Source organism: Mitsuaria sp. MSU3D, from assembly GCF_056867975.1.
Genome location: NZ_CP200314.1, coordinates 973297 through 992297 on the forward strand (window position 1 = coordinate 973297; position 19001 = coordinate 992297).

At 68.9% G+C, this 19001-nt stretch carries 12 protein-coding genes; 5 read left to right on the forward strand and 7 right to left on the reverse strand.

Translation table 11 applies throughout. The features are described from left to right. Positions 1-13 precede the first annotated feature (13 nt). Positions 14-1066 (forward strand): proline iminopeptidase-family hydrolase, encoded by a 1053-nt coding sequence (locus AC1VNM_RS04420; protein ID WP_483106012.1) that lies wholly within the window; start codon positions 14-16, stop codon positions 1064-1066. A gap of 48 nt (positions 1067-1114) precedes the next feature. On the opposite strand, the gene AC1VNM_RS04425 is transcribed toward AC1VNM_RS04420, so the two are convergent. Beyond that, entirely contained in the window at positions 1115-2137 is a 1023-nt protein-coding gene (locus AC1VNM_RS04425; protein WP_483106013.1) for an alpha/beta fold hydrolase, read from the reverse strand. 277 nt (positions 2138-2414) lie between these two features. Between AC1VNM_RS04425 and AC1VNM_RS04430 the strand changes: the two genes are divergently transcribed. After that, positions 2415-3392, forward strand: a complete 978-nt coding sequence (locus tag AC1VNM_RS04430) for a tripartite tricarboxylate transporter substrate binding protein BugE (RefSeq protein WP_377155601.1) — start codon at positions 2415-2417, stop codon at positions 3390-3392. Here the strand turns inward: AC1VNM_RS04430 and AC1VNM_RS04435 are convergent. Continuing rightward, positions 3379-4929, reverse strand: a complete 1551-nt coding sequence (locus AC1VNM_RS04435; RefSeq protein ID WP_483106014.1) for a methyl-accepting chemotaxis protein — start codon at positions 4927-4929, stop codon at positions 3379-3381. The genes AC1VNM_RS04430 and AC1VNM_RS04435 overlap by 14 nt on opposite strands. Before the next feature lie 337 nt (positions 4930-5266). Then, positions 5267-5458, reverse strand: a complete 192-nt coding sequence (locus tag AC1VNM_RS04440; RefSeq protein WP_483106015.1) for a hypothetical protein — start codon at positions 5456-5458, stop codon at positions 5267-5269. A gap of 469 nt (positions 5459-5927) precedes the next feature. Between AC1VNM_RS04440 and aceA the strand changes: the two genes are divergently transcribed. After that, a complete protein-coding gene (gene aceA / locus AC1VNM_RS04445; RefSeq protein WP_483106016.1) occupies positions 5928-7226 on the forward strand; it encodes an isocitrate lyase in 1299 nt (432 codons plus the stop codon). Between the two features lie 145 nt (positions 7227-7371). Here the strand turns inward: aceA and AC1VNM_RS04450 are convergent, their stop codons facing one another. The 4 genes from AC1VNM_RS04450 to AC1VNM_RS04465 form a co-directional block, all read right to left on the reverse strand. After that, complete coding sequence (locus AC1VNM_RS04450; RefSeq protein WP_483106017.1) at positions 7372-9231, reverse strand: hypothetical protein; 1860 nt, start codon at positions 9229-9231, stop codon at positions 7372-7374. Positions 9232-9370: 139 nt separating this feature from the next. Continuing rightward, positions 9371-9568 carry a hypothetical protein gene (locus AC1VNM_RS04455; protein WP_483106018.1) on the reverse strand — a complete coding sequence of 66 codons (198 nt, stop codon included), beginning with the start codon at positions 9566-9568 and terminating at the stop codon, positions 9371-9373. 84 nt (positions 9569-9652) lie between these two features. Continuing rightward, on the reverse strand, positions 9653-12064 hold the full coding sequence (locus AC1VNM_RS04460) for a response regulator (protein ID WP_483106019.1): 2412 nt from the start codon (positions 12062-12064) through the stop codon (positions 9653-9655). Next, positions 12055-17196 carry a HAMP domain-containing protein gene (locus AC1VNM_RS04465; protein WP_483106020.1) on the reverse strand — a complete coding sequence of 1714 codons (5142 nt, stop codon included), beginning with the start codon at positions 17194-17196 and terminating at the stop codon, positions 12055-12057. Before AC1VNM_RS04465 ends, AC1VNM_RS04460 begins: the two co-directional genes overlap by 10 nt. Before the next feature lie 202 nt (positions 17197-17398). On the opposite strand from AC1VNM_RS04465, the gene AC1VNM_RS04470 reads away from it, so the two are divergent. Together AC1VNM_RS04470 and AC1VNM_RS04475 are read left to right on the forward strand one after the other, a co-directional pair. Next, entirely contained in the window at positions 17399-17890 is a 492-nt protein-coding gene (locus AC1VNM_RS04470) for a response regulator (RefSeq protein ID WP_377155589.1), read from the forward strand. Between the two features lie 100 nt (positions 17891-17990). Then, positions 17991-18962, forward strand: a complete 972-nt coding sequence (locus tag AC1VNM_RS04475; protein WP_483106021.1) for a bifunctional helix-turn-helix transcriptional regulator/GNAT family N-acetyltransferase — start codon at positions 17991-17993, stop codon at positions 18960-18962. The last annotated feature ends 39 nt before the right edge of the window (positions 18963-19001 follow it).

The window sequence follows — 19001 nt, forward strand, 5'->3', positions numbered from 1 at the left end:
CTGGAGAACCTCCATGACTGACAGAAGAAGTTTCCTGGCCGCCGGTGCCGCTGCTGCGACGGCGGTCACCGCGGCCACCAGCGCGCTGGTCGTCTCCACGGGCGCGGCGGCGGCCACCGCAGCGGCGCGCGGCGCCGACATCGCGGCCCGCGTGCCGGACGGGCTGAACCCCGTGGGCGTGCGCACGGCCGGCGTGCGGCTGGTGCCGGTGGTCGGCGGCAGGTACAAGGTCTGGACCAAGCGCGTCGGCAGCGGCAAGACGAAGATCCTGTTGCTGCACGGCGGCCCGGCGTTCTCGCACGAGTACCTGGAAGCGATGGCGGCCTTCCTGCCGGATGCGGGCTACGAGATCTATTTCTACGACCAGCTCGGCGTCAACAACTCGGACCAGCCCGAGGACCCGACGCTATGGACCCTGCCGCGATATCTGGAGGAAGTGGAAGAGGTGCGCCTGGCGTTGGGCCTGGAGCAGTTCGTGCTGTTCGGCCACTCGTGGGGCGGGCTGCTCGCGATGGAGTACGCGCTCAGGCATCCCCAGGTGTTGAAGGGCCTGGTCGTCTCCAACATGGTCGCGGGCATGCAGGCCTACCTGAAGCCTGTGAACCACCTGAAAGAGACGCTGCTCCCCGCGCCACTGCTGCAACGGCTCAACGTCCTCGAGGCCGCACGGGACTTCGACAACCCCGAGTACGAGCAGATCATCCTGACCCATCTGTACACGAAGATCATCTGCCGGCTCGACCCCTGGCCCGATGCGCTGATGCGCAGCTTCAAGCACTTCAACAAGGCGATCTATGTGCAGATGCAGGGGCCCAGCGAATTCGAGGTGAGCGGAAACCTGAAGGACTGGTCCTCGTGGGACCGGCTCAGGGACATCCGCACGCGCACGCTGCTGCTGGGCGCGCGGCACGACACGATGGATCCCGAGGACATCCGTCGCATGGCCACGCTGATGCCCGACGCGAAGGCGGCGATCTGCCCGAACGGCAGCCACCTCGCGATGTGGGACGACCAGGCTGTGTACTTCGGCCACCTGCTGCGCTTCCTCGCGTCGCTCAGGACTTGAGCCGGGGTCATGGCCAATCGCCTTGCGGCGACCGGCCGGGGCGTCGGCTCAGCGCGGCGCGGGTCGAGGGATCTGGCGATCGAGGAAGTCCAGCATCCGCCGGGCGACCTCGTCGCCGTGGGAGACCAGGGCGAAGTGCCCCGCGCCCTCGATCAGATGGACCTCGGCCCGAGGCAGATCCCGCTGGAAGGCCGTCGCGCCTGCGGGCAGGAAGAACGGGTCGTTGGCCCCCCAGACGGCGAGCAGCGGCGGCTGGTGCTTGCGGAAGTAGTCCTGGAGGGTCAGGTATTGCTTCAGGTTGGAGCGGTAATCGAGCAGCACGGCCAGCTGGATGTCTTCCTGGCCCGGGCGATCGAGGAAGAGCTGGTCCAGCAGGTAGTTCTCGGGCGCGATGCGGTCAGGCTGGCTGACGCCCTCCAGGTACTGCCACTTCGTCGTCTCCCGCTTGAACAGGCCGCGCAGCGGCTCTCGGTTGGCGGGGGACGGATCCGACCAGTACTTGCGCATCGGCGCCCAGCCGGGGCTCAGACCTTCCTCGTAGGCATTGCCGTTCTGCGACACGATGGCAGTGATGCGCTCGGGGTGCGCGACCGCCAGCCGCCAGCCGATGGGCGCGCCGATGTCGAAGACGTAGAGCGCATGGCGCTGGAGCTGGCGGGTCTCGGCGAAGCGTTCGACCACGCGCGCCAACTCGTCGAAGGTGTAGCCGAACGAGGCGCCGGCCTTCACCTCGGTCAGGCCATAGCCGGGGATGTCCGGCGCGATCACGCGGTAGCGCCGCGCGAGCTTGGGGATCAGCTCGCGAAACAGGTGGGACGAACTGGGGAAGCCGTGCAGCAGCAGGATCGCGGGCGCATCGGCCGGACCGGCTTCCCGATAGAAGACGCGGTGTCCGTCGACATCGGCGAAGTCGTGCCGCACGACGATCGACGCCTCGGACGAAGGCGGTGATGGCAGCGCCTCGGAGGCCTGCGGCGGTGCCGCGATCGCGCCTGCGCAGAACACCAGCGCCGCGAGTGCCAGCCAGCGGGCGTGAGCGGATGAACAGGGATGAGGAGGGGCGGTGCGCATCGAGAGACCTTTCGTTGCCGCATGGGAATCAGCGGCGCGCAGCCAAGGTACTTCCTCCTGTCGTCAGCGGGGGTTGGCTGTGGTTAAACGTGGTGAAGCCTCCCGCTGCGGGGGCTCGCCTGGTCACATCGGAACTCCCGAACGCAGCCTCAGACCGCGCCAGGGGTTTCCCGCTCCTGTGACGAGGTCTCTACGTAGTTCCGCTAGGCCGGGCCAGCCGGCACATACTTAAGCTGTTCCGATCACGTTACCTATTGTTCAAAAGACGAGGAGCCCAATGAACCGTCGCTCGATCCTCCAACACGGCCTGCTGCTGAGCACGCTGTCGCTGTCCTGCGCCGCGGCGCTGGCCCAGTCCTATCCGACCAAGCCGGTCAAGCTGGTGGTGCCGTTCGCGCCGGGCGGCACGACCGACATCGTGGCCCGCGTCGTCGCGCAGCACATCAACGGGCCGCTGGGCCAGACGATGATCGTCGAGAACAAGGCCGGCGGCGGCGGCATCATCGGCGCCAACGACACCGCCAAGTCCGCCCCCGACGGCTACTCCCTCGGCGTCGCGACCGTGTCCACCACGGCCACCAACCCCGCGATCAATCCCAAGACGCCGTACAACCCGCTGACGGACTTCACGCCCATCATCAACCTCGCGGCCACGCCCAACGTGATCGCCGTGCATCCGTCCTTCCCGGCCAAGGACTACAAGGCCTTCGTCGCCGAACTGAAGAAGAACCCCGGCAAGTACAGCTACTCGACCTCGGGCACCGGCGGCATCGGCCACCTGCAGATGGAGCTGTACAAGAGCCTGACCGGCGTCTTCGTCACGCACATCCCGTACCGCGGCGCGGGCCCCGCGCTGAACGACACCGTCGCCGGCCAGGTGCCGATGATCTTCGACAACCTGCCGTCGGCGCTGCCCTTCATCAAGGACGGCCGCCTGGTCGCGATCGCCGTCGCGGCGCCGCAGCGCCTGGCCGTGCTGCCCAATGTGCCGACCTTCAAGGAGCTCGGCCTCGAGCCCGTGAACCGCATGGCCTACTACGGCATCCTCGGCCCGAAGAACCTGCCCAAGGAAGTCGTGGCCAAGATCAACGAGGCCGCGCGCAAGACCGTCGAGATGCCCGAGGTCAGGAAGCGCATCGAGGAGACTGGCTCGATCGTGATCGGCAATACGCCCGAGCAGTTCACCGAGCAGATCAAGGCCGAGTACGCGGTCTACAAGAAGGTCGTCGAGCAGCAGAAGCTCAAGCTCGACTGATCCGGAAGACCCGCACCGCGTCGACCAGGCCCAGCGCCTGGCCGCGCAGGCTGGACGCCGCGCTGGCGATCTCCTCGACCATCGCGGCGTTCTGCTGTGTGGCGGCGTCCATCTCGCTGACCGCGCTGGACACCTGCGACACGCCCGTCGCCTGCTCGGCGCTGGCGACGCTGATCTCGCCCACGATGCGGTTGACCTGGGCGATGGCCTGAACCACCTCGTTCATCGTGTCGCCCGCGCGGTTCACCAGCCCGGTGCCGGCTTCGACCTGCTCCATGCTGGCCGCGATCAGCGACTTGATCTCCTTGGCCGCGGCCGCCGAGCGGCTCGCCAGCGTGCGCACCTCCGAGGCGACGACCGCGAAGCCGCGGCCCTGCTCGCCGGCGCGCGCCGCCTCGACCGCCGCGTTCAGCGCCAGGATGTTGGTCTGGAACGCGATGCCGTCGATGGTGCCGATGATGTCGGCGATCTTGCGCGAGCTGTCGTGGATGCCCTGCATGCGCGTGACGACCTCCGCCACGACCTGGCCGCCGCGCTCCGCCACCGAGGACGCCGCCACCGCGAGCTTGTTCGCTTCTCCCGACGACTGGGCCGTGTGCCCGACGGTGCCGCTGAGCTGTTCCATCGTGCTGGCCGCGCGCTGCACGTTGGACGCCGTCTGCTCGGTGCGCTGGCTCAGGTCCTGGTTGCCCGCCGACACCTCGTGGCAGGCGTTCTGGATGTTCTCCGAGGACTCGCGCACCTGCGAGATCGCCGTCTGCAGGCTGGTCCGCATGCGCTCCAGGGCGCCGACCATCGCGCCGATCTCGTCCTTGCCCTGCGGGGGCGCGGCGCGGGTGAGGTCGCCTTCGGCCACGGCCTCGACCAGCCGCACCGCTTCCGACAGCGGCTTGGTCACCGAGCGCGTCAACGCCCACGCGAACAGCGTGCCCGCCACGATCGCCAGCAGGCCCATCACCGTGATGCGGGTCTGCGCGCGCTGCGTCACGTGGTCGACCTCCGCGGCCATCTCGTCCAGCGTCTGCTGCTGGAACTTCAGGTAGCCCGTCATCTTCAGGAGATAGGCCTCGGCCTGCGGACGGAACTGGTCGTTGAGCAGCCGCTCGGTGGCGTCGGTGTCGCCGCTCTTCTTGAGCTCGGCGATCTTGTTGCGCGTCGCGATGTAGGTCTGGCGCGCCTCGGTCAGCTCGGCGACGACCTTCTTCTCGGCGTCGCTCTTGGGCAGCTCGTCCAACGCCTTGACGATCTCGTTGCCGCGCGCGGTGGAGATCTTCACGTCGCCGGCGAAGTAGTCGGCCAGCGAGGCGTCCGTGCTCTTGGCGATGGCGGTGTAGCGCTTCACGCCGACGATGGTCAGCATGTACCACTCGCTCACCAGGCGCTCCTTCTGCAGCGGCACCGCCATCATGGTGCGGGTGGCGTCGGCGGTCCGGTTCAGTCCCAGCCAGCCGACGGTCATGAGCGCCGCCACCAGCAGCAGCACCACGCCGAAGCCCGTTGCCAGCCGCACCGACAGGCGCATGTCATTCAGTTTCACAGCATCTCCCCAGTCTCGACTTCCGTCATGGCGGAAGCCAGTTGTCATACAACGCCGTGGCCGATGGATCATCGGTGTGCGCTCTTAACGCCGCACCAACAGGCTTGCTGGCGCGTGCATGGGAAGGACTGTAGAAGCTAGTTGTCTGACAACGTGCGGGGTGAATCGGCGCGAACGTGCAGTTGTGCCGGGCGATGCGCGATGAAACATCGCCATGTCACCAAAGAACAGGGGCGCACGAAGCGCCCCTTGTCAGCGTGGCCGGATAGCGCCGGATGCGGGCGACAGGTGGTCAAGAGACCGCTGTCGCCACATCCGCCGCACCGCCGGGTGCGGATCAGCCGCCGAACAGCTTGCCCAGTCCCAGCGAGTTGGCCGCGCCGCCCAGCAGGCCGCCGGTCAGGCTGTTGGCGATGCCGCCGATGCCCGACAGCAGGCCGCCGCCGCCGCCTGCGGAACCCGAACCCTTGTTGCCGCCGACGCCGCCCAGCAGGCCCGGAAGCACAGCACTTGCAATTGCACCAATCATCGTTTTTCCTTGAAAACCGCCGCGCGATCGGGAGGTCGCCACGGTGCCGCGGAGCACGACCGGTGTCCCGGCGCGCGGCGGCCTGAAATCAGGTCGCGGCACGAATGCTCTAGTGCGGTGGGCGGACTCAAAGGGTCGACCATCGAATTGCGACTGAGCGCCGACCGCCTGCTGCAAATGAGGGAGTGACTCCTTCATTTGCAATGAATCCGTCCGCGCGGTGCATCGATGGATTTCAAATTATGAAAAGAACTTGCCGGCATGCAAAAAACTGACGTGCTGCAGTGCCGCAAGATTTCTCATCATGGAAGAGCTGTTCTCACGATCCGGTTTCTGTTTTCCAAGTCGTTGATTTCAAAGGAATAAAAAATCAGTCTTATATAAGACATCGCCTCACACGCCGGAGGTCCAGGCGTCTAGATTTGAGCCATCGGTTTTGCAACTTCACTCGAACCACCAGGAGCTCACCATGACGACCTTGACCCGCGAACAGCAGATTGCCGCCCTCGAGAAGGACTGGGCGGAGAACCCCCGGTGGAAGGGCATCCAGCGCGGCTACTCGGCGGCCGACGTGGTCCGCCTGCGCGGCTCCATCAACATCGAGCACACGCTGGCCAAGCGCGGCGCCGAGAAGCTGTGGAACCTCGTGAACACCGAGCCCTTCATCAACTCGCTGGGCGCGCTGACCGGCAACCAGGCCATGCAGCAGGTCAAGGCCGGCCTGAAGGCGATCTACCTGTCCGGCTGGCAGGTCGCCGGCGACGCCAACAGCAATGGCGAGATGTACCCCGACCAATCGCTGTACTCGGTGGACTCGGTGCCGAAGGTCGTCAAGAAGATCAACGCCACCTTCAAGCGCGCCGACGAGATCCAATGGAGCGAAGGCAAGAGCGACATCGACTACTTCGCCCCCATCGTCGCGGACGCGGAAGCCGGCTTCGGCGGCGTGCTGAACGCCTTCGAGCTGATGAAGGCCATGATCGAGGCGGGCGCTTCGGGCGTGCACTTCGAAGACCAGCTGGCCGCCGCGAAGAAGTGCGGCCACATGGGCGGCAAGGTGCTGGTGCCTTCGCGTGAAGCGGTGGCCAAGCTGGTGGCGGCGCGCCTGGCCGCCGACACGATGGGCGTGCCGACCGTGTTGCTGGCCCGCACCGACGCCGAGGCCGGCGACCTGGTGACCAGCGACATCGACGACAACGACAAGCCCTTCTGCACCGGCGAGCGCACCGTCGAAGGTTTCTTCCGCACCCGCAACGGCCTGGAGCAGGCCATCAGCCGCGGCCTGGCCTACGCGCCGTACGCCGACATGATCTGGTGCGAAACGGGCAAGCCGGACCTGGCCTTCGCCAAGGCCTTCGCCGAAGCCATTCACGCGAAGTTCCCCGGCAAGCTGCTGGCCTACAACTGCTCGCCGAGCTTCAACTGGAAGAAGAACCTGGACGACGCCACGATCGCCAAGTTCCAGCGCGAGCTGGGCGCGATGGGCTACAAGTTCCAGTTCATCACGTTGGCCGGCTTCCACAGCCTGAACTACTCGATGTTCAACCTGGCCTACGGCTATGCGCGCAACAACATGAGCGCCTTCGTCGAGCTGCAGGAGGCTGAATTCGCCGCCGCCGAGAAGGGCTTCACCGCGGTGAAGCACCAGCGCGAAGTGGGCACCGGTTACTTCGACGCGGTCACCACCACGATCGAGGCGCAGGCGTCGACCGCGGCGCTGAAGGGATCGACGGAGGACGAACAGTTCTTCGACGCGAAGCACGGCTGATCGCCGCGCCAAGGCCCCGTCGTGGCGGGGCCCGTGAACCGGAAAGGGCTGCTGGGAAGCAGCCCTTTTTTCGTCGGTCCGATGGCGCCGGTCGTGTCCGGTCCGCCGCTCTAGTTGCTGTTGCCGCTCCTGCCGCTCCTGCCGCTCATGTCGCTCGCATCGCTGGGGGCGTGGGCCCGTGTCGGGCGGCGCGGTCCCGCTTGACGTGCGCCAGGTCGGTCAGGGCCTCGCGGCTGTCGGCGCGTCCGAAGCGGTCCACCGCCTGGAGGTGGCGCGCGAGGATCTCGTTGTGCCGTCGCCGCTGGATGGCCCGGGCCTCGGGATCGGCGGCCAGGTACCGCGCGAAGCGTTCATCGTCAGTCAGCGTCTTCAGCCGGCGCCCGGTCGCGTCATGGAACAGCGCCTGCGTCGCCGGATCCCGGCGGCGTGCCAGATCGCGGGCCGTGGCGAAGAACACCTCCTGCCGGAAAGACTTCAGCGCGGTGATGGCGGCGCTGGCCGGGTGCTGCCGCAGCTCGCCTGCCCACTGTTCCTGAGGCGCGAATCCGGTCTCCCCGCCGCGGGACTTCGGATCGCGCCGACGGCGCGCCAGCGAGGCCCGGTCCTGGTGACCCTCGAACCGGTCGGCGACCTCCCGCAAGACCTGGCCCAGCGTCCCTTCGCGCAAGCGCGACCCGAGGTTGCCCAGGCGCATCGCCGCCTTCATCGACGCCGGCGCCTGTTCGCCGAGATAGCCGTCCCGATGCGCCTCGTTGATGCCGGCGCCCACGCTGCCGCCCAGCGTGAGGGCGATGCCCGGAACCGCCAGCGCCAGGGCCACGGGCGGGCAGGCGAAGGTCGACACGGAGGCGCCCAGCATCAATCCTTGGCCCGCGCTCAGCATCGCGTCGCACGCCTGGCTCCTGGCGCTGTCGGCCAGCCGGAACCGCGCGTCCCGCGCATACAGCGTCGGAACGCGTTCGGGCAGGTCGGCGGCGATCGCCTGCAAGGCGTCCCGGTCGCGGCGGATCTGGCGGTGCTGCGCGGCATGGAGGCGTCCGTTCACGACGCCCGACAGGCCCTGGGCCAACTGGGCGCCCATCATGATGCCGCCAGTCGCCGCCCCGAGGGCGTGATGGGCCGCTTCGGCGGCCACCTGGCTGGACACGCTCCCCGCGGCCTGCGCCGCCACCGCGCCGGCGGAGGCCGCCGACTTGCCCATGGAGGCCACCATGCCGGCCGCCATGCCCGGCATGCCGATGCCCGTCAGCAGCCTGACGGTCCGGGTGCGTTTGGCCACCTGCCGCTCGCCTTCGCACTTGCGCAGCAGGTGCGATTGATAACTCGTCTCCTCGGTGTCCAGCCGCCAGTGGCGTGCGAGGCGCTCGGCGATGATGTCGGCGGCCCGCTTGTTGAAGGCGTCGCTCAGCACGCCGTTGCCCGGGGTGTGAAGCCGCTTGCTGGTCAGGTTGTGCTTCAGCAGCGAGAGGAGGCCCTTGTCGCGATGCCGTCGACGCGCCTCGAATCGCTCGACGCCCTGCGCGTGCAGGTCGATGAGCGGCTGCAGCGTGGCTTCCGATTCGCCGTTGCCGTTGCCGTTGCCGTTGCCGTTGCCGTTGCCGACGCTGTTCCCGTGCCTCAATGCGTCGATCAGCCGCTGCTGCTGGTCCAGGGTGCGCCGCACACTGTCGGGATAGTCCTGCGCGTAGCCCGCGCGCGCCGACCTGACCGCGCCCACCGCGGCGGCGGCGACCAGCGGGAAGAAGGCGGCCAGCAGCCCCATCTCCGCGTAGGGCGCCTGGGCCCGGGACATCGCCGTCGGAATGCCGCTCGCGATGTCGTCCGGGCCGTCGAGGTTGCGAACGCGCGCCAGCATCCGCAGCAGCGGCAGGAAGCCGGATCCGGAAAAGTCGTCGATCACCTGGGGACGCGACGAGAGAAAGCGGTGACCCAAGGTGACGCTCACCGGATCGTCCGGCGGCAGCGAGGGGCCGCTCGGAACGCCGAGCGGGAACAGGCCAGTCATGGTGTGTCTTCCGAAGGGGACCACACCGTGCGGCAGTGGCCGGTCGCAGTCCCGGTTCATGGATCGGGTGGGTGCAGACCTGGCTCGTTGCGATGGCTGGGTGCGAGGCTGCCGATGAGCAGCCCCGTGCTGGTTGCGGTCAGCGCCTCTGGGGGAAAGTCGAAGGCACGCCGGCGCCCGCGTTCTGCATCAGGCTGGGCGCGACGGCGCCGGCGAGGTCGCCGGCCATCATGCCGGCCCGTGGCCCGGCAAGTTTGGAGACGCCCTTCTGGACGAGACCGCCGACAAGCGACGAGACGGCGGGAGCGAGCACGGTGGCGAGGAGGGGAAGAGGCATGGTGATCGACTTTGATGAGAAGGGAGTCCCCGTAGTGCCCCGGCCGCCGTTCCCGTTCGGCGCCTCCCGTCCCGTGCCTCCCGTTCAGCGCGCGGCCGCCTCCGCGGGACGTGCGCTCCGATCGCGCTGCCGCCATTCCTGGATCAGTTCGACGACCGCATCCGGATCGGCCGGCTTGACCAGATGGACGTCGAAGCCGGCTTCGTGCGCACGGCGACGGTCGTCCTGCTGGCCGTAGCCGGTGAGCGCGATCAACAGGCAGTCCATGCCGCCGGGCAGGGCGCGCAGGCGGCGCGCGACCTCATAACCGTCCAGGCCGGGCAGGCCGATGTCGAGCAGCACCACCTGCGGCGCGCGCGTGGTCGCGGCGTCGAGCGCGCTGGGGCCATCGAGCTGCACCGCGGTGTCGAAGCCCGCGAGTTCGAGGAACACCGCCATCGAATCGGCCGCGTCGCGGTTGTCGTCGACGACCATCACGCGGCACGGGCACTGGTCCTCGTCCTGGTGCCCGTCTCCGCGGACCTCGCCGCGAACTTCATTGCGAACGTCATTGCCGACCGCCATCTCGGCGCGCGGGGGCACGACGCGCTCCTCGGAAGCGACGGGCGCGAGCGGTGTCCCGAGCGCCTCGTCCACGGCGGCGGGCAGGCGCACCTCGAACTCGGAGCCGTGACCGGGGCCTTCGCTGCGGGCCTCCACCTGGCCGTGATGGAGCTGCACCAGGCGCTGCACCAGCGTCAGTCCGACGCCGAGGCCGCCCTGGTTGCGGTCGAGTCCGCGCGGTCCCTGTTCGAACAGGTCGAAGACATGCGGCAGCAGCGACGCGGCGATGCCGCGTCCGTTGTCGCGCACGGTCAGCACGAACACGCCCTCTTGTCCGACGCCGTCGGTGTCCTGGTGGACGAGCGTCAGCTCGATGCGGCCTCCGGCGCCGGTGTACTTGCTCGCGTTGTGCAGCAGGTTGGTGACGACCTGGATCAAGCGCGCCGCGTCGCCGCGCACGCGCGCCGGGCGATCGGGCAGCGTCAGGCAGAGCTGCTGGCCTTGCCCGTCGATCAACGACTGCACCGGCTCCAGGCCGTGGCGCACGATGTCGCGCAGATCGACGGTCTCGTTCTTCAGCACGATCTTGCCCTGGCTGATCCGCGCCACGTCGAGGAGCTCGTCGACCAGCCGCGTCAGGTGCCGGGCCTGGCGATCCGTGACCGCGACCGCTTCGCCCAGCCGCCGGTCGCGGTCCTGCGCGTCGGGGTGCGGCTGGCCGTCGCGCGTGGACGTGTCGGCGAGCGCGCGCATCACCTCGATCGCGTTGCGGATCGGCGCCAGCGGATTGCGCAGCTCGTGCGACAGCATCGCGAGGAACTCGTCCTTGCGCCGGCTCGCTTCAAGCAGCCCGGCCTCGGCCTGGCGGCGTTCGACGATCTCGGCCTGGAGCGCGCCGTACAGCCGCGCGTTCTCGAAGGCGATCGCGGCGCGGCCCGCCAGTTCCTCCAGCGTCGGCCAGTCGGGCGGCTGATGCGGCTCGACCAGCAGCAGGCCGCCGAGCATGCGCTCGCCCGCGACCAGCGGCAGCACGACGCCGCTGGCGGTGTCGCGGTGCAGCGGCGCGCGGGGCGGGGGCTCGTCGTCGGGCAGGCCGGGCACGCCGGGCGGGAGGGCGGGGGCGAAGGCCGGGGGCGCGTGCGGCGCCGCGGAAGCGCCGTGCGGCAGAGGCGGCATCATCTGCTCGATCGCGGTGCGCGTGGCGTCGTAGAGCACCTCGGACAGCATCTGCTCGCGGCCTTCGATGAACGGGGCGGGTTCGCCGGCCGCGGGCGGCGCGTCGCAGCGCAGCACGCGCTCATGGCCGTGGCCCGCGTCGCGCAGCCACAGCAGGGCGCGCGGGGCGAAGTTCGGCACCAGCAGCGCGAGCAGGCGCCGCATCGCGACGTCCGCGTCCAGCGAGTCGGCCAGTTCCCGTCCCGCCTGCGCCAGGAAGATCGAGCGCCGCGTGTTCTCCTCGGCGGCGCGCTGCGCGGCCTCGGCGCGCGCGATGGCGATGCGCTCCAGCGCCTGCTGCCGCAACCGCTGCTGCATGATGAAGAGGTCGACGAAGACCCGCACCTTGCTGCGCAGCACGTCGGGGATGACCGGCGAGAGGATGTAGTCGACCGCGCCGAGCGAGTAGCCCTGCGCCGTCTGCAGCTCGTCCGCATACGCGGTGACGAAGATGATGGGCGTGTGCGCCGAGCGCCGGTAGCCGCGGATCAGCCGCGCCGTCTCCAGGCCGTCGATGCCCGGCATGTTCACGTCCATCAGGATCACCGCGAACTGCTGGCGCAGCACCTCGCGCAGCGCCTCGCTGCCGGAGCGCGCGATGACCAGGTGCTGGTCCAGGTCGGCCAGGATGGTCTCGAAGACGAGCAGCTTCTCCGGCAGGTCGTCCACGATCAGGATGCTGGCGCGCTCCGCCGCGTCCGGCGTCGCGTAGCCGTCGAAGAGGGCGCTCAGCGGCATAGCCAGCCCCGCAGCACGGTCAGCATGTTGGCGGGGTCGACGGGCTTGGACAGGTAGTCCCAGGCGCCGGCCTCGATGCACTTCTGGCGGTCGCCCTTCATCGCCTTGGCGGTGACGGCGACCATCGGCAGCTCCCGTCCGCGCGGCAGGCGGCGGATCTGCTGCATCGTCTCCAGGCCGTCCATCTCCGGCATCATGATGTCCATCAGCACGATGTCGATCGACGGGTCCTCCTGCACCAGCCGGATCGCCTCGCGGCCGTTGTCGGCGGAGACGATGACCATGCCGTGGCCGTCCAGCACGGTCGCCAACGCGAAGATGTTGCGCATGTCGTCGTCCACGATCAGCGCCTTCTTGCCGGCCAGCGGGCAGCTGGTCTCCTGCGCGTCGTGCATCGCCTGGCGCTCGCCGTCGCCCATGTCGGCGGGCGCGCGGTGCAGCGCCAGCGCCAGCGCCGCGAGCGCCGCGTCGGTGCCCGTGGCCGTGCGCACCGGCAGGCCGTGCGGCCGGGTCCAGCGGCGCGCGGCGGCCTGTTCCTCGGAGGGCTCCGTGGCGCCGGGGGCGGCGGCGGGCATCTCGGTGTTCAGCGCGACCACCGGCAGCGGCAGCGTGCCGGGCCGCGTCTCGAGTGCGTCCAGGACGTCCTGCGGACCGAAGGCGCTCGCGACCGCGTCGACCAGCAGCGCATCGACGCCGGGCAGCACGTCGCGCGCCTGCGCCGCGGTCTGGACGAACACCGTCTCGATGTCGTCGGCCAGCGGCGTCAGCAGCGCGAGCCGCTCCGGTCCTTCGGGCATCGCCACGGCCAGTCGCCGTCGCGGACGGTCCAGGTAGCGCTGCAGGTCGCGCAGCGCGACGTCGACATCGTCGCGCGACTGCAGCGGCTTGGGCAGGAAGCCCAGCGCGCCGGCCTGCAACGCGCGTTCGCGCGCATCGTCGGTCGAGACCACGCACACCGGCAGGTGACGCATGTCCGGGTCGGACTTGAGCCGGTCCAGCACGCGCCAGCCCTGCATGTCGGGCAGGAAGATGTCCAGCGTGATCAGGCTGGGGCGGAACTCCTGCGCCATCGCCAGCGCGCCCGCCCCGGTGGTTGCCACGAGGCCCTTCATGCCGGACTGTCGCGCCGCTTCAAGCAGCACGTTCGCGAAGGCCAGGTCGTTCTCGACGATCAGCAGCACGCGGTCGCCGCTGCCAATGTCCTCGCGGTCGTCCTTGGCGACGTTGGCGAAGACGATGCTGTCGGGCGGCGTGTCCATCTGGACGCGGTGCGCGTCGAGCGGTGTCATGCCGCCATCGCCGGTGCCGTCGCTCTTGCCCTGGCCCTTGCCCTCATCGCGGCCATCGCCACGACCTTCGACCGGGCGGGCCTGCGCGGACGGCGCCCGCCGCGCGGCGGCGCGCTGCACGGCCGCCTCGGCCAGTTCGGCGGCGGAGATCGCGGCCGGGGAGTGGGTCGGCAGATCGTCGCGGTCATCGGCGGGCGCGGTCGACGGCGCGCCGCCGGCCTCGGGCTTGGCCGGCGCGGCCGGCGCCAGGCGAGGCCGCGCATTGCGCGCCGGCGTGTAGTGCTGCGGCAGGTAGAGCGTGAAGGTCGAGCCGCGACCCGGCGCGCTGACGAGCCGGATCTCGCCGCCCAGCAGCCGCGCGAGCTCGCGACTGATGGCCAGGCCCAGGCCGGTGCCGCCGTACTTGCGCGAGGTCGAGCCGTCGGCCTGCTGGAAGGCCTCGAAGATGATCTGCTGCTTGTCGGCGGAGATGCCGATGCCGGTGTCCGCGACCGCGAAGGCGATCACCTGGCCCGCGTGGTTGAGCACCTCGTTGTCGGCGGCCCAGCCGTCGGACGCCGCGGTGACGCTGAAGGTGACCTGGCCCTGGTGCGTGAACTTGAAGGCGTTGGACAGCAGGTTCTTGATGATCTGCTGCAGCCGCTTGACGTCGGTGACCAGCGACTTGGGCAGCGGCTGGTCCATCTCGACGGCGAAGCCGACGTGCTTGGAGTCCGCGAAGTGGCGGAAGCTGCGCTCCACCGAGCGCTGCAGCTCGTCCAGCCGCAGTTCGCTGACGTCCACGGCCACCGTGCCCGACTCGATCTTGGACAGGTCCAGGATGTCGTTGATCAGCATCAGCAGGTCGTTGCCGGACGCGTGGATGGTCTTGGAGAACTCGACCTGCTTGAGCGTCAGGTTGCCCTCGCTGTTCTTGCAGAGCTGGTCGGACAGGATCAGCAGCGAGTTCAGCGGCGTGCGCAGCTCGTGCGACATGTTGGCGAGGAACTCGGACTTGTACTTCGAGGTCAGCGCCAGCTGCTCGGCCTTTTCCTCCAGCGCCTGGCGGGCCTGTTCGACCTCGGTGTTCTTGCGCTCGACTTCCTGGTTCTGGTGGGCCAGCAGCTGCGCCTTCTCCTGCAGCTCGCCGTTGGTCTGCTGCAGTTCCTGCTGCCGGCGCTGCAGCTCTTCGGCCAGCGACTGCGACTGGATCAGCAGGTCTTCCGTCCGCGTGCTGGCTTCGATCGTGTTGATCACGATGCCGATGGATTCGGTCAACTGGTCGAGGAAGGCCTGGTGGGTCGAGCTGAAGCGCTCCAGCGAGGCCAGCTCCAGCACGCCGCGCACGCGGCCTTCGAAGACCACGGGCAGCACCAGCACCTCCATCGCCGCGGTCTCGCTGAGGCCGGACGCGATGCGGAAGGCGGTGCCCGGCACGTTGGTCAGCAGGATCTTCTCCTGGTCCAGCGCGCACTGGCCGACCAGCCCCTGGCCGAGCGCCAGTTCCTTGCCGTGCGTGGCCAGGCCGCCGGAGGCGTAGCTGGCGATCAGCTTCAGGCGGGGCATCTCGCCGCGCATGTTGAGCACGAAGAACTCGGCCTGCTGCACGCCGACGACGGGCGCGAGCTCGCTCAGGATCAGCTGACCGACGGTGACCAGGTCCTTCTGGCCCTGCAGCATCCGCGTGAACTTGGCCAGGTTGGTCTTGAGCCAGTCCTGCTCGGTGTTCTTCTGCGTCGTGTCCTTCAGGTTGCGGATCATCTCGTTGATCGTGTCCTTGAGGGACGCGACCTCGCCCTGCGTCTCGACGGTGATCGAGCGCGTCAGGTCGCCCTGCGTCACGGCGGTGGCGACCTCCGCGATCGCGCGCACCTGGGTGGTCAGGTTGGCGGCGAGCTCGTTCACGTTCTCCGTCAGGCCCTTCCAGGTGCCGGACGCGCCCGGCACCTTGGCCTGGCCGCCGAGCTTGCCCTCGACGCCCACCTCGCGCGCGACGGTGGTCACCTGGTCCGCGAAGATCGCGAGCGTGTCCGTCATCGAGTTGATGGTGTCGGCCAGCGCGGCGATCTCGCCCTTGGCCTCCACGGTCAGCTTCTGCGCGAGGTCGCCGTTGGCCACGGCGGTCACGACCTTGGCAATGCCGCGCACCTGGCCGGTCAGGTTGCCGGCCATGAAGTTCACGTTGTCGGTCAGGTCCTTCCAGGTGCCCGACACGCCGCGCACCGTGGCCTGGCCGCCGAGGCGGCCTTCGGTGCCGACCTCGCGCGCGACGCGGGTCACTTCCGCGGCGAACGAGGAGAGCTGGTCCACCATCGTGTTGATCGTGGTCTTGAGCTCCAGGATCTCGCCGAGCACGTCGACGGTGATCTTCTTCGAGAGGTCGCCCGCGGCCACGGCCTTGGTCACGTCGGCGATGTTGCGCACCTGCGAGGTCAGGTTGGACGCCATCGAGTTGACCGAGTCGGTCAGGTCCTTCCACGTGCCGGCCACGCCCTGCACGTCGGCCTGGCCGCCGAGCTTGCCCTCGGTGCCGACCTCGCGCGCGACCCGGGTCACTTCCGCGGCGAAGGAGCGCAGCTGGTCCACCATCGTGTTGACGGTGTTCTTGAGCTCGAGGATCTCGCCCTTGACGTCGACGGTGATCTTCTTGGAGAGGTCGCCCGCGGCCACGGCGGTGGTCACCTCGGCGATGTTGCGCACCTGCGAGGTCAGGTTGCCGGCCATGAAGTTCACCGACTCGGTCAGGTCCTTCCACGTGCCGGCCACGCCCTGCACGTCGGCCTGGCCGCCGAGCTTGCCCTCGGTGCCGACCTCGCGCGCGACCCGGGTCACTTCCGCGGCGAAGGAGCGCAGCTGGTCGACCATCGTGTTGACGGTGTTCTTGAGCTCGAGGATCTCGCCCTTGACGTCGACGGTGATCTTCTTGGAGAGGTCGCCCGCGGCCACGGCCTTGGTCACGTCCGCGATGTTGCGCACCTGCGAGGTCAGGTTGCCGGCCATCGAGTTGACGGAGTCGGTCAGGTCCTTCCAGGTCCCGGACACGCCTTCCACGCGGGCCTGGCCGCCCAGCGAGCCTTCGGTGCCGACCTCGCGCGCGACGCGGGTCACTTCCGACGCGAACGAGCGCAGCTGGTCCACCATCGTGTTGATGGTGTTCTTCAGCGTCAGGAACTCGCCCTTGACGTCGACCTCGATCTTCTTGGACAGGTCGCCCTGCGCGACGGCGGTGGTGACGTCGGCGATGTTGCGGACCTGGTCGGTGAGGTTGCCGGCCATCGAGTTGACGGAGTCGGTCAGGTCCTTCCAGGTCCCGGCGACGCCCTTGACCTCGGCCTGGCCGCCGAGCTTGCCTTCGGTGCCGACCTCGCGCGCGACGCGGGTCACTTCGGCGGAGAAGTCGCCGAGCTGCTCCACCATCCGGTTGATGGTCTTGGCGGTGTGGAGGAACTCGCCCTGCAGCGGGCGGCTCTCGACCTCCAGCGCCATGGACTTGGTGAGGTCGCCCTCGGCGACCGCGCCGATCACGCGCGCGGCTTCACTGGTGGGATGGACGAGATCGTCGATGAGCGCGTTGATGCAGTCGATCTGCTGGCCCCAGAAGCCGCGCAGTTCGGGCAGGGTGGCGCGCTGCTTGAGCCGGCCTTCGCGGCCGACGACCTGTCGCAGGCGGGAGAGTTCGGCGGCCATCGACGCGTTCTGCTCGACCACCTCGTTGAAGGCGTCGGCGAGCTTGCCGGCGACGCCGGTCCAGTGGAAGGGCAGCCGCACGTCCGGGTCTCCGCGGCGCAGCGCATGGAGCGCCAGCAGCATTGCATTCAGGTGCTCGGCCGGGACCACGGCCACCCCTTCTTCCAAGACGCTCATTGAGGACTCCCGACGGCCGTCTGATCGCGGCTCAACCGATCGACTTTAGCCGTGCGACAACGCGGGCGGGACCTGGGTTTAGGAGGGCAGGGCCGGGCACGCAGCTTGCCGATATACGGTGTGGACGGACGGCGGATGCCGCCCGCGCTTTGTCGTGCGCGGGCCGCTGTTGCGTCGTGTTGCATTCAGGGAGAAGACTTCGATGTCCGATACATCGCCTCACGCGGCGTCCCACACGTCGCCGCACGCGCTGAGGGTCCTCGTGATCGACGACGACCCGGAGGGCGCGCGCAGCCTCAGCGAGTTGTTCCGCTGCTATGGCTGCGCGACCTCGGTCGCCTACAGCGGCCGGGTGGGGCTGCGCCTGTTGAAGCTGTTCAAGCCGGAGCTGGTGTTCGTCGACTTCGACATGCCGGACATGAACGGCCTGGAGGTGGTGTCCGAAGCCAAGCTGATCGACGCCGAGGCCGGCCGCCATGTCATGTACGTGTGCCTGACCGGCGGTGGACCGGAGATCACGGACGAGTCGGCCGGGTCGGCCGGATTCAATCGCCTGCTCTACAAGCCGCTGAACGTGACCGACCTGCTGGCGGTATTGCTGGCGGCAAGACCGGGCAATTTCGCGGCAGGAAGCAACGCGCCGGCGATCCGTCCCGCGCGTCCGATGTACAGGGATCGCACACCGAAACACTGAGTGTGGCGGCGACGCCATGGCGAATGTCGACGACGCAGCTTGCTGATGCACTGGCAATCAATTACTTGCCAAAAGCAATCAATTGGCGGAGCATGCCGCCATGTCCGATCCTGACCGCATCGAAGCCGTCCGCCGCTTCAACCGCTTCTACACGCGCCGCATCGGGGTGCTCAACGAAGGCCTGCTGGATTCCCCGTTCAGCCTGACCGAAGGGCGCATCCTGTTCGAGCTCGCGCATCTCGAGAACAGCGACGGCATCACCGCCACCGACCTCGGTCGCCTGCTCGACCTCGACGGCGGCTATCTGAGCCGCCTGCTGCGCGACCTGAAGGAACGCGACCTCGTGCGTGCGACCCGCAGCGCGGTCGACGCGCGCCAGTCGCTGCTGCAGCTGAGTCCGGCCGGACGCAAGGCCTTCAAGCCGCTGGAGCGGCGCTCGCAGGAGCAGGTCGGCGCGTTGCTCGACCAACTTGGCGAGGCGCAGCAGACCGAGCTGCTGCAGGCCTTCCGCCGCGTGCAGGGGCTGCTGGAAGCGCCCGGCGACAAGCCCGCGAAGCAGGGCTTCATCCTGCGCCCGCACCGGCCCGGCGACATGGGGTGGATCGTGTCGCGGCACGGCGCGCTCTATGCGCGCGAGTACCAGTTCGACGTGCGCTTCGAGGCCCTGGTGGCGCGCATCGCCGCCGACTTCATCGAGCGCTTCGATGCCCGCCGCGAAGCCTGCTGGATCGCCGAGCGCGACGGCGCCAACATCGGCAGCGTGGCGTTGGTGCAGGCGCGCGACGAGACGACCGACGCGCCGATCGACGGCGTCGCGCAGCTGCGGCTGCTGCTCGTGGAGCCGGCCGCGCGCGGGCTCGGACTGGGCGATCGGCTGGTCGCCGAATGCCACCGCTTCGCACGCGAGGCCGGCTACCAGCGCGTGCGGCTGTGGACCAACAGCCAGCTCGATGCGGCCAAGCACATCTATCGCAAGGCGGGCTACCGGCTGACGGGGACAGAGCCCTTCCAGGGATTCGGGTTGGACCTTGTCGGCGAAACTTGGGAACTCGATCTTGAGAGGACCGCGTGACGGCGCCGCTGTCGGCGACGTTCCCGACATCCTCCTGTT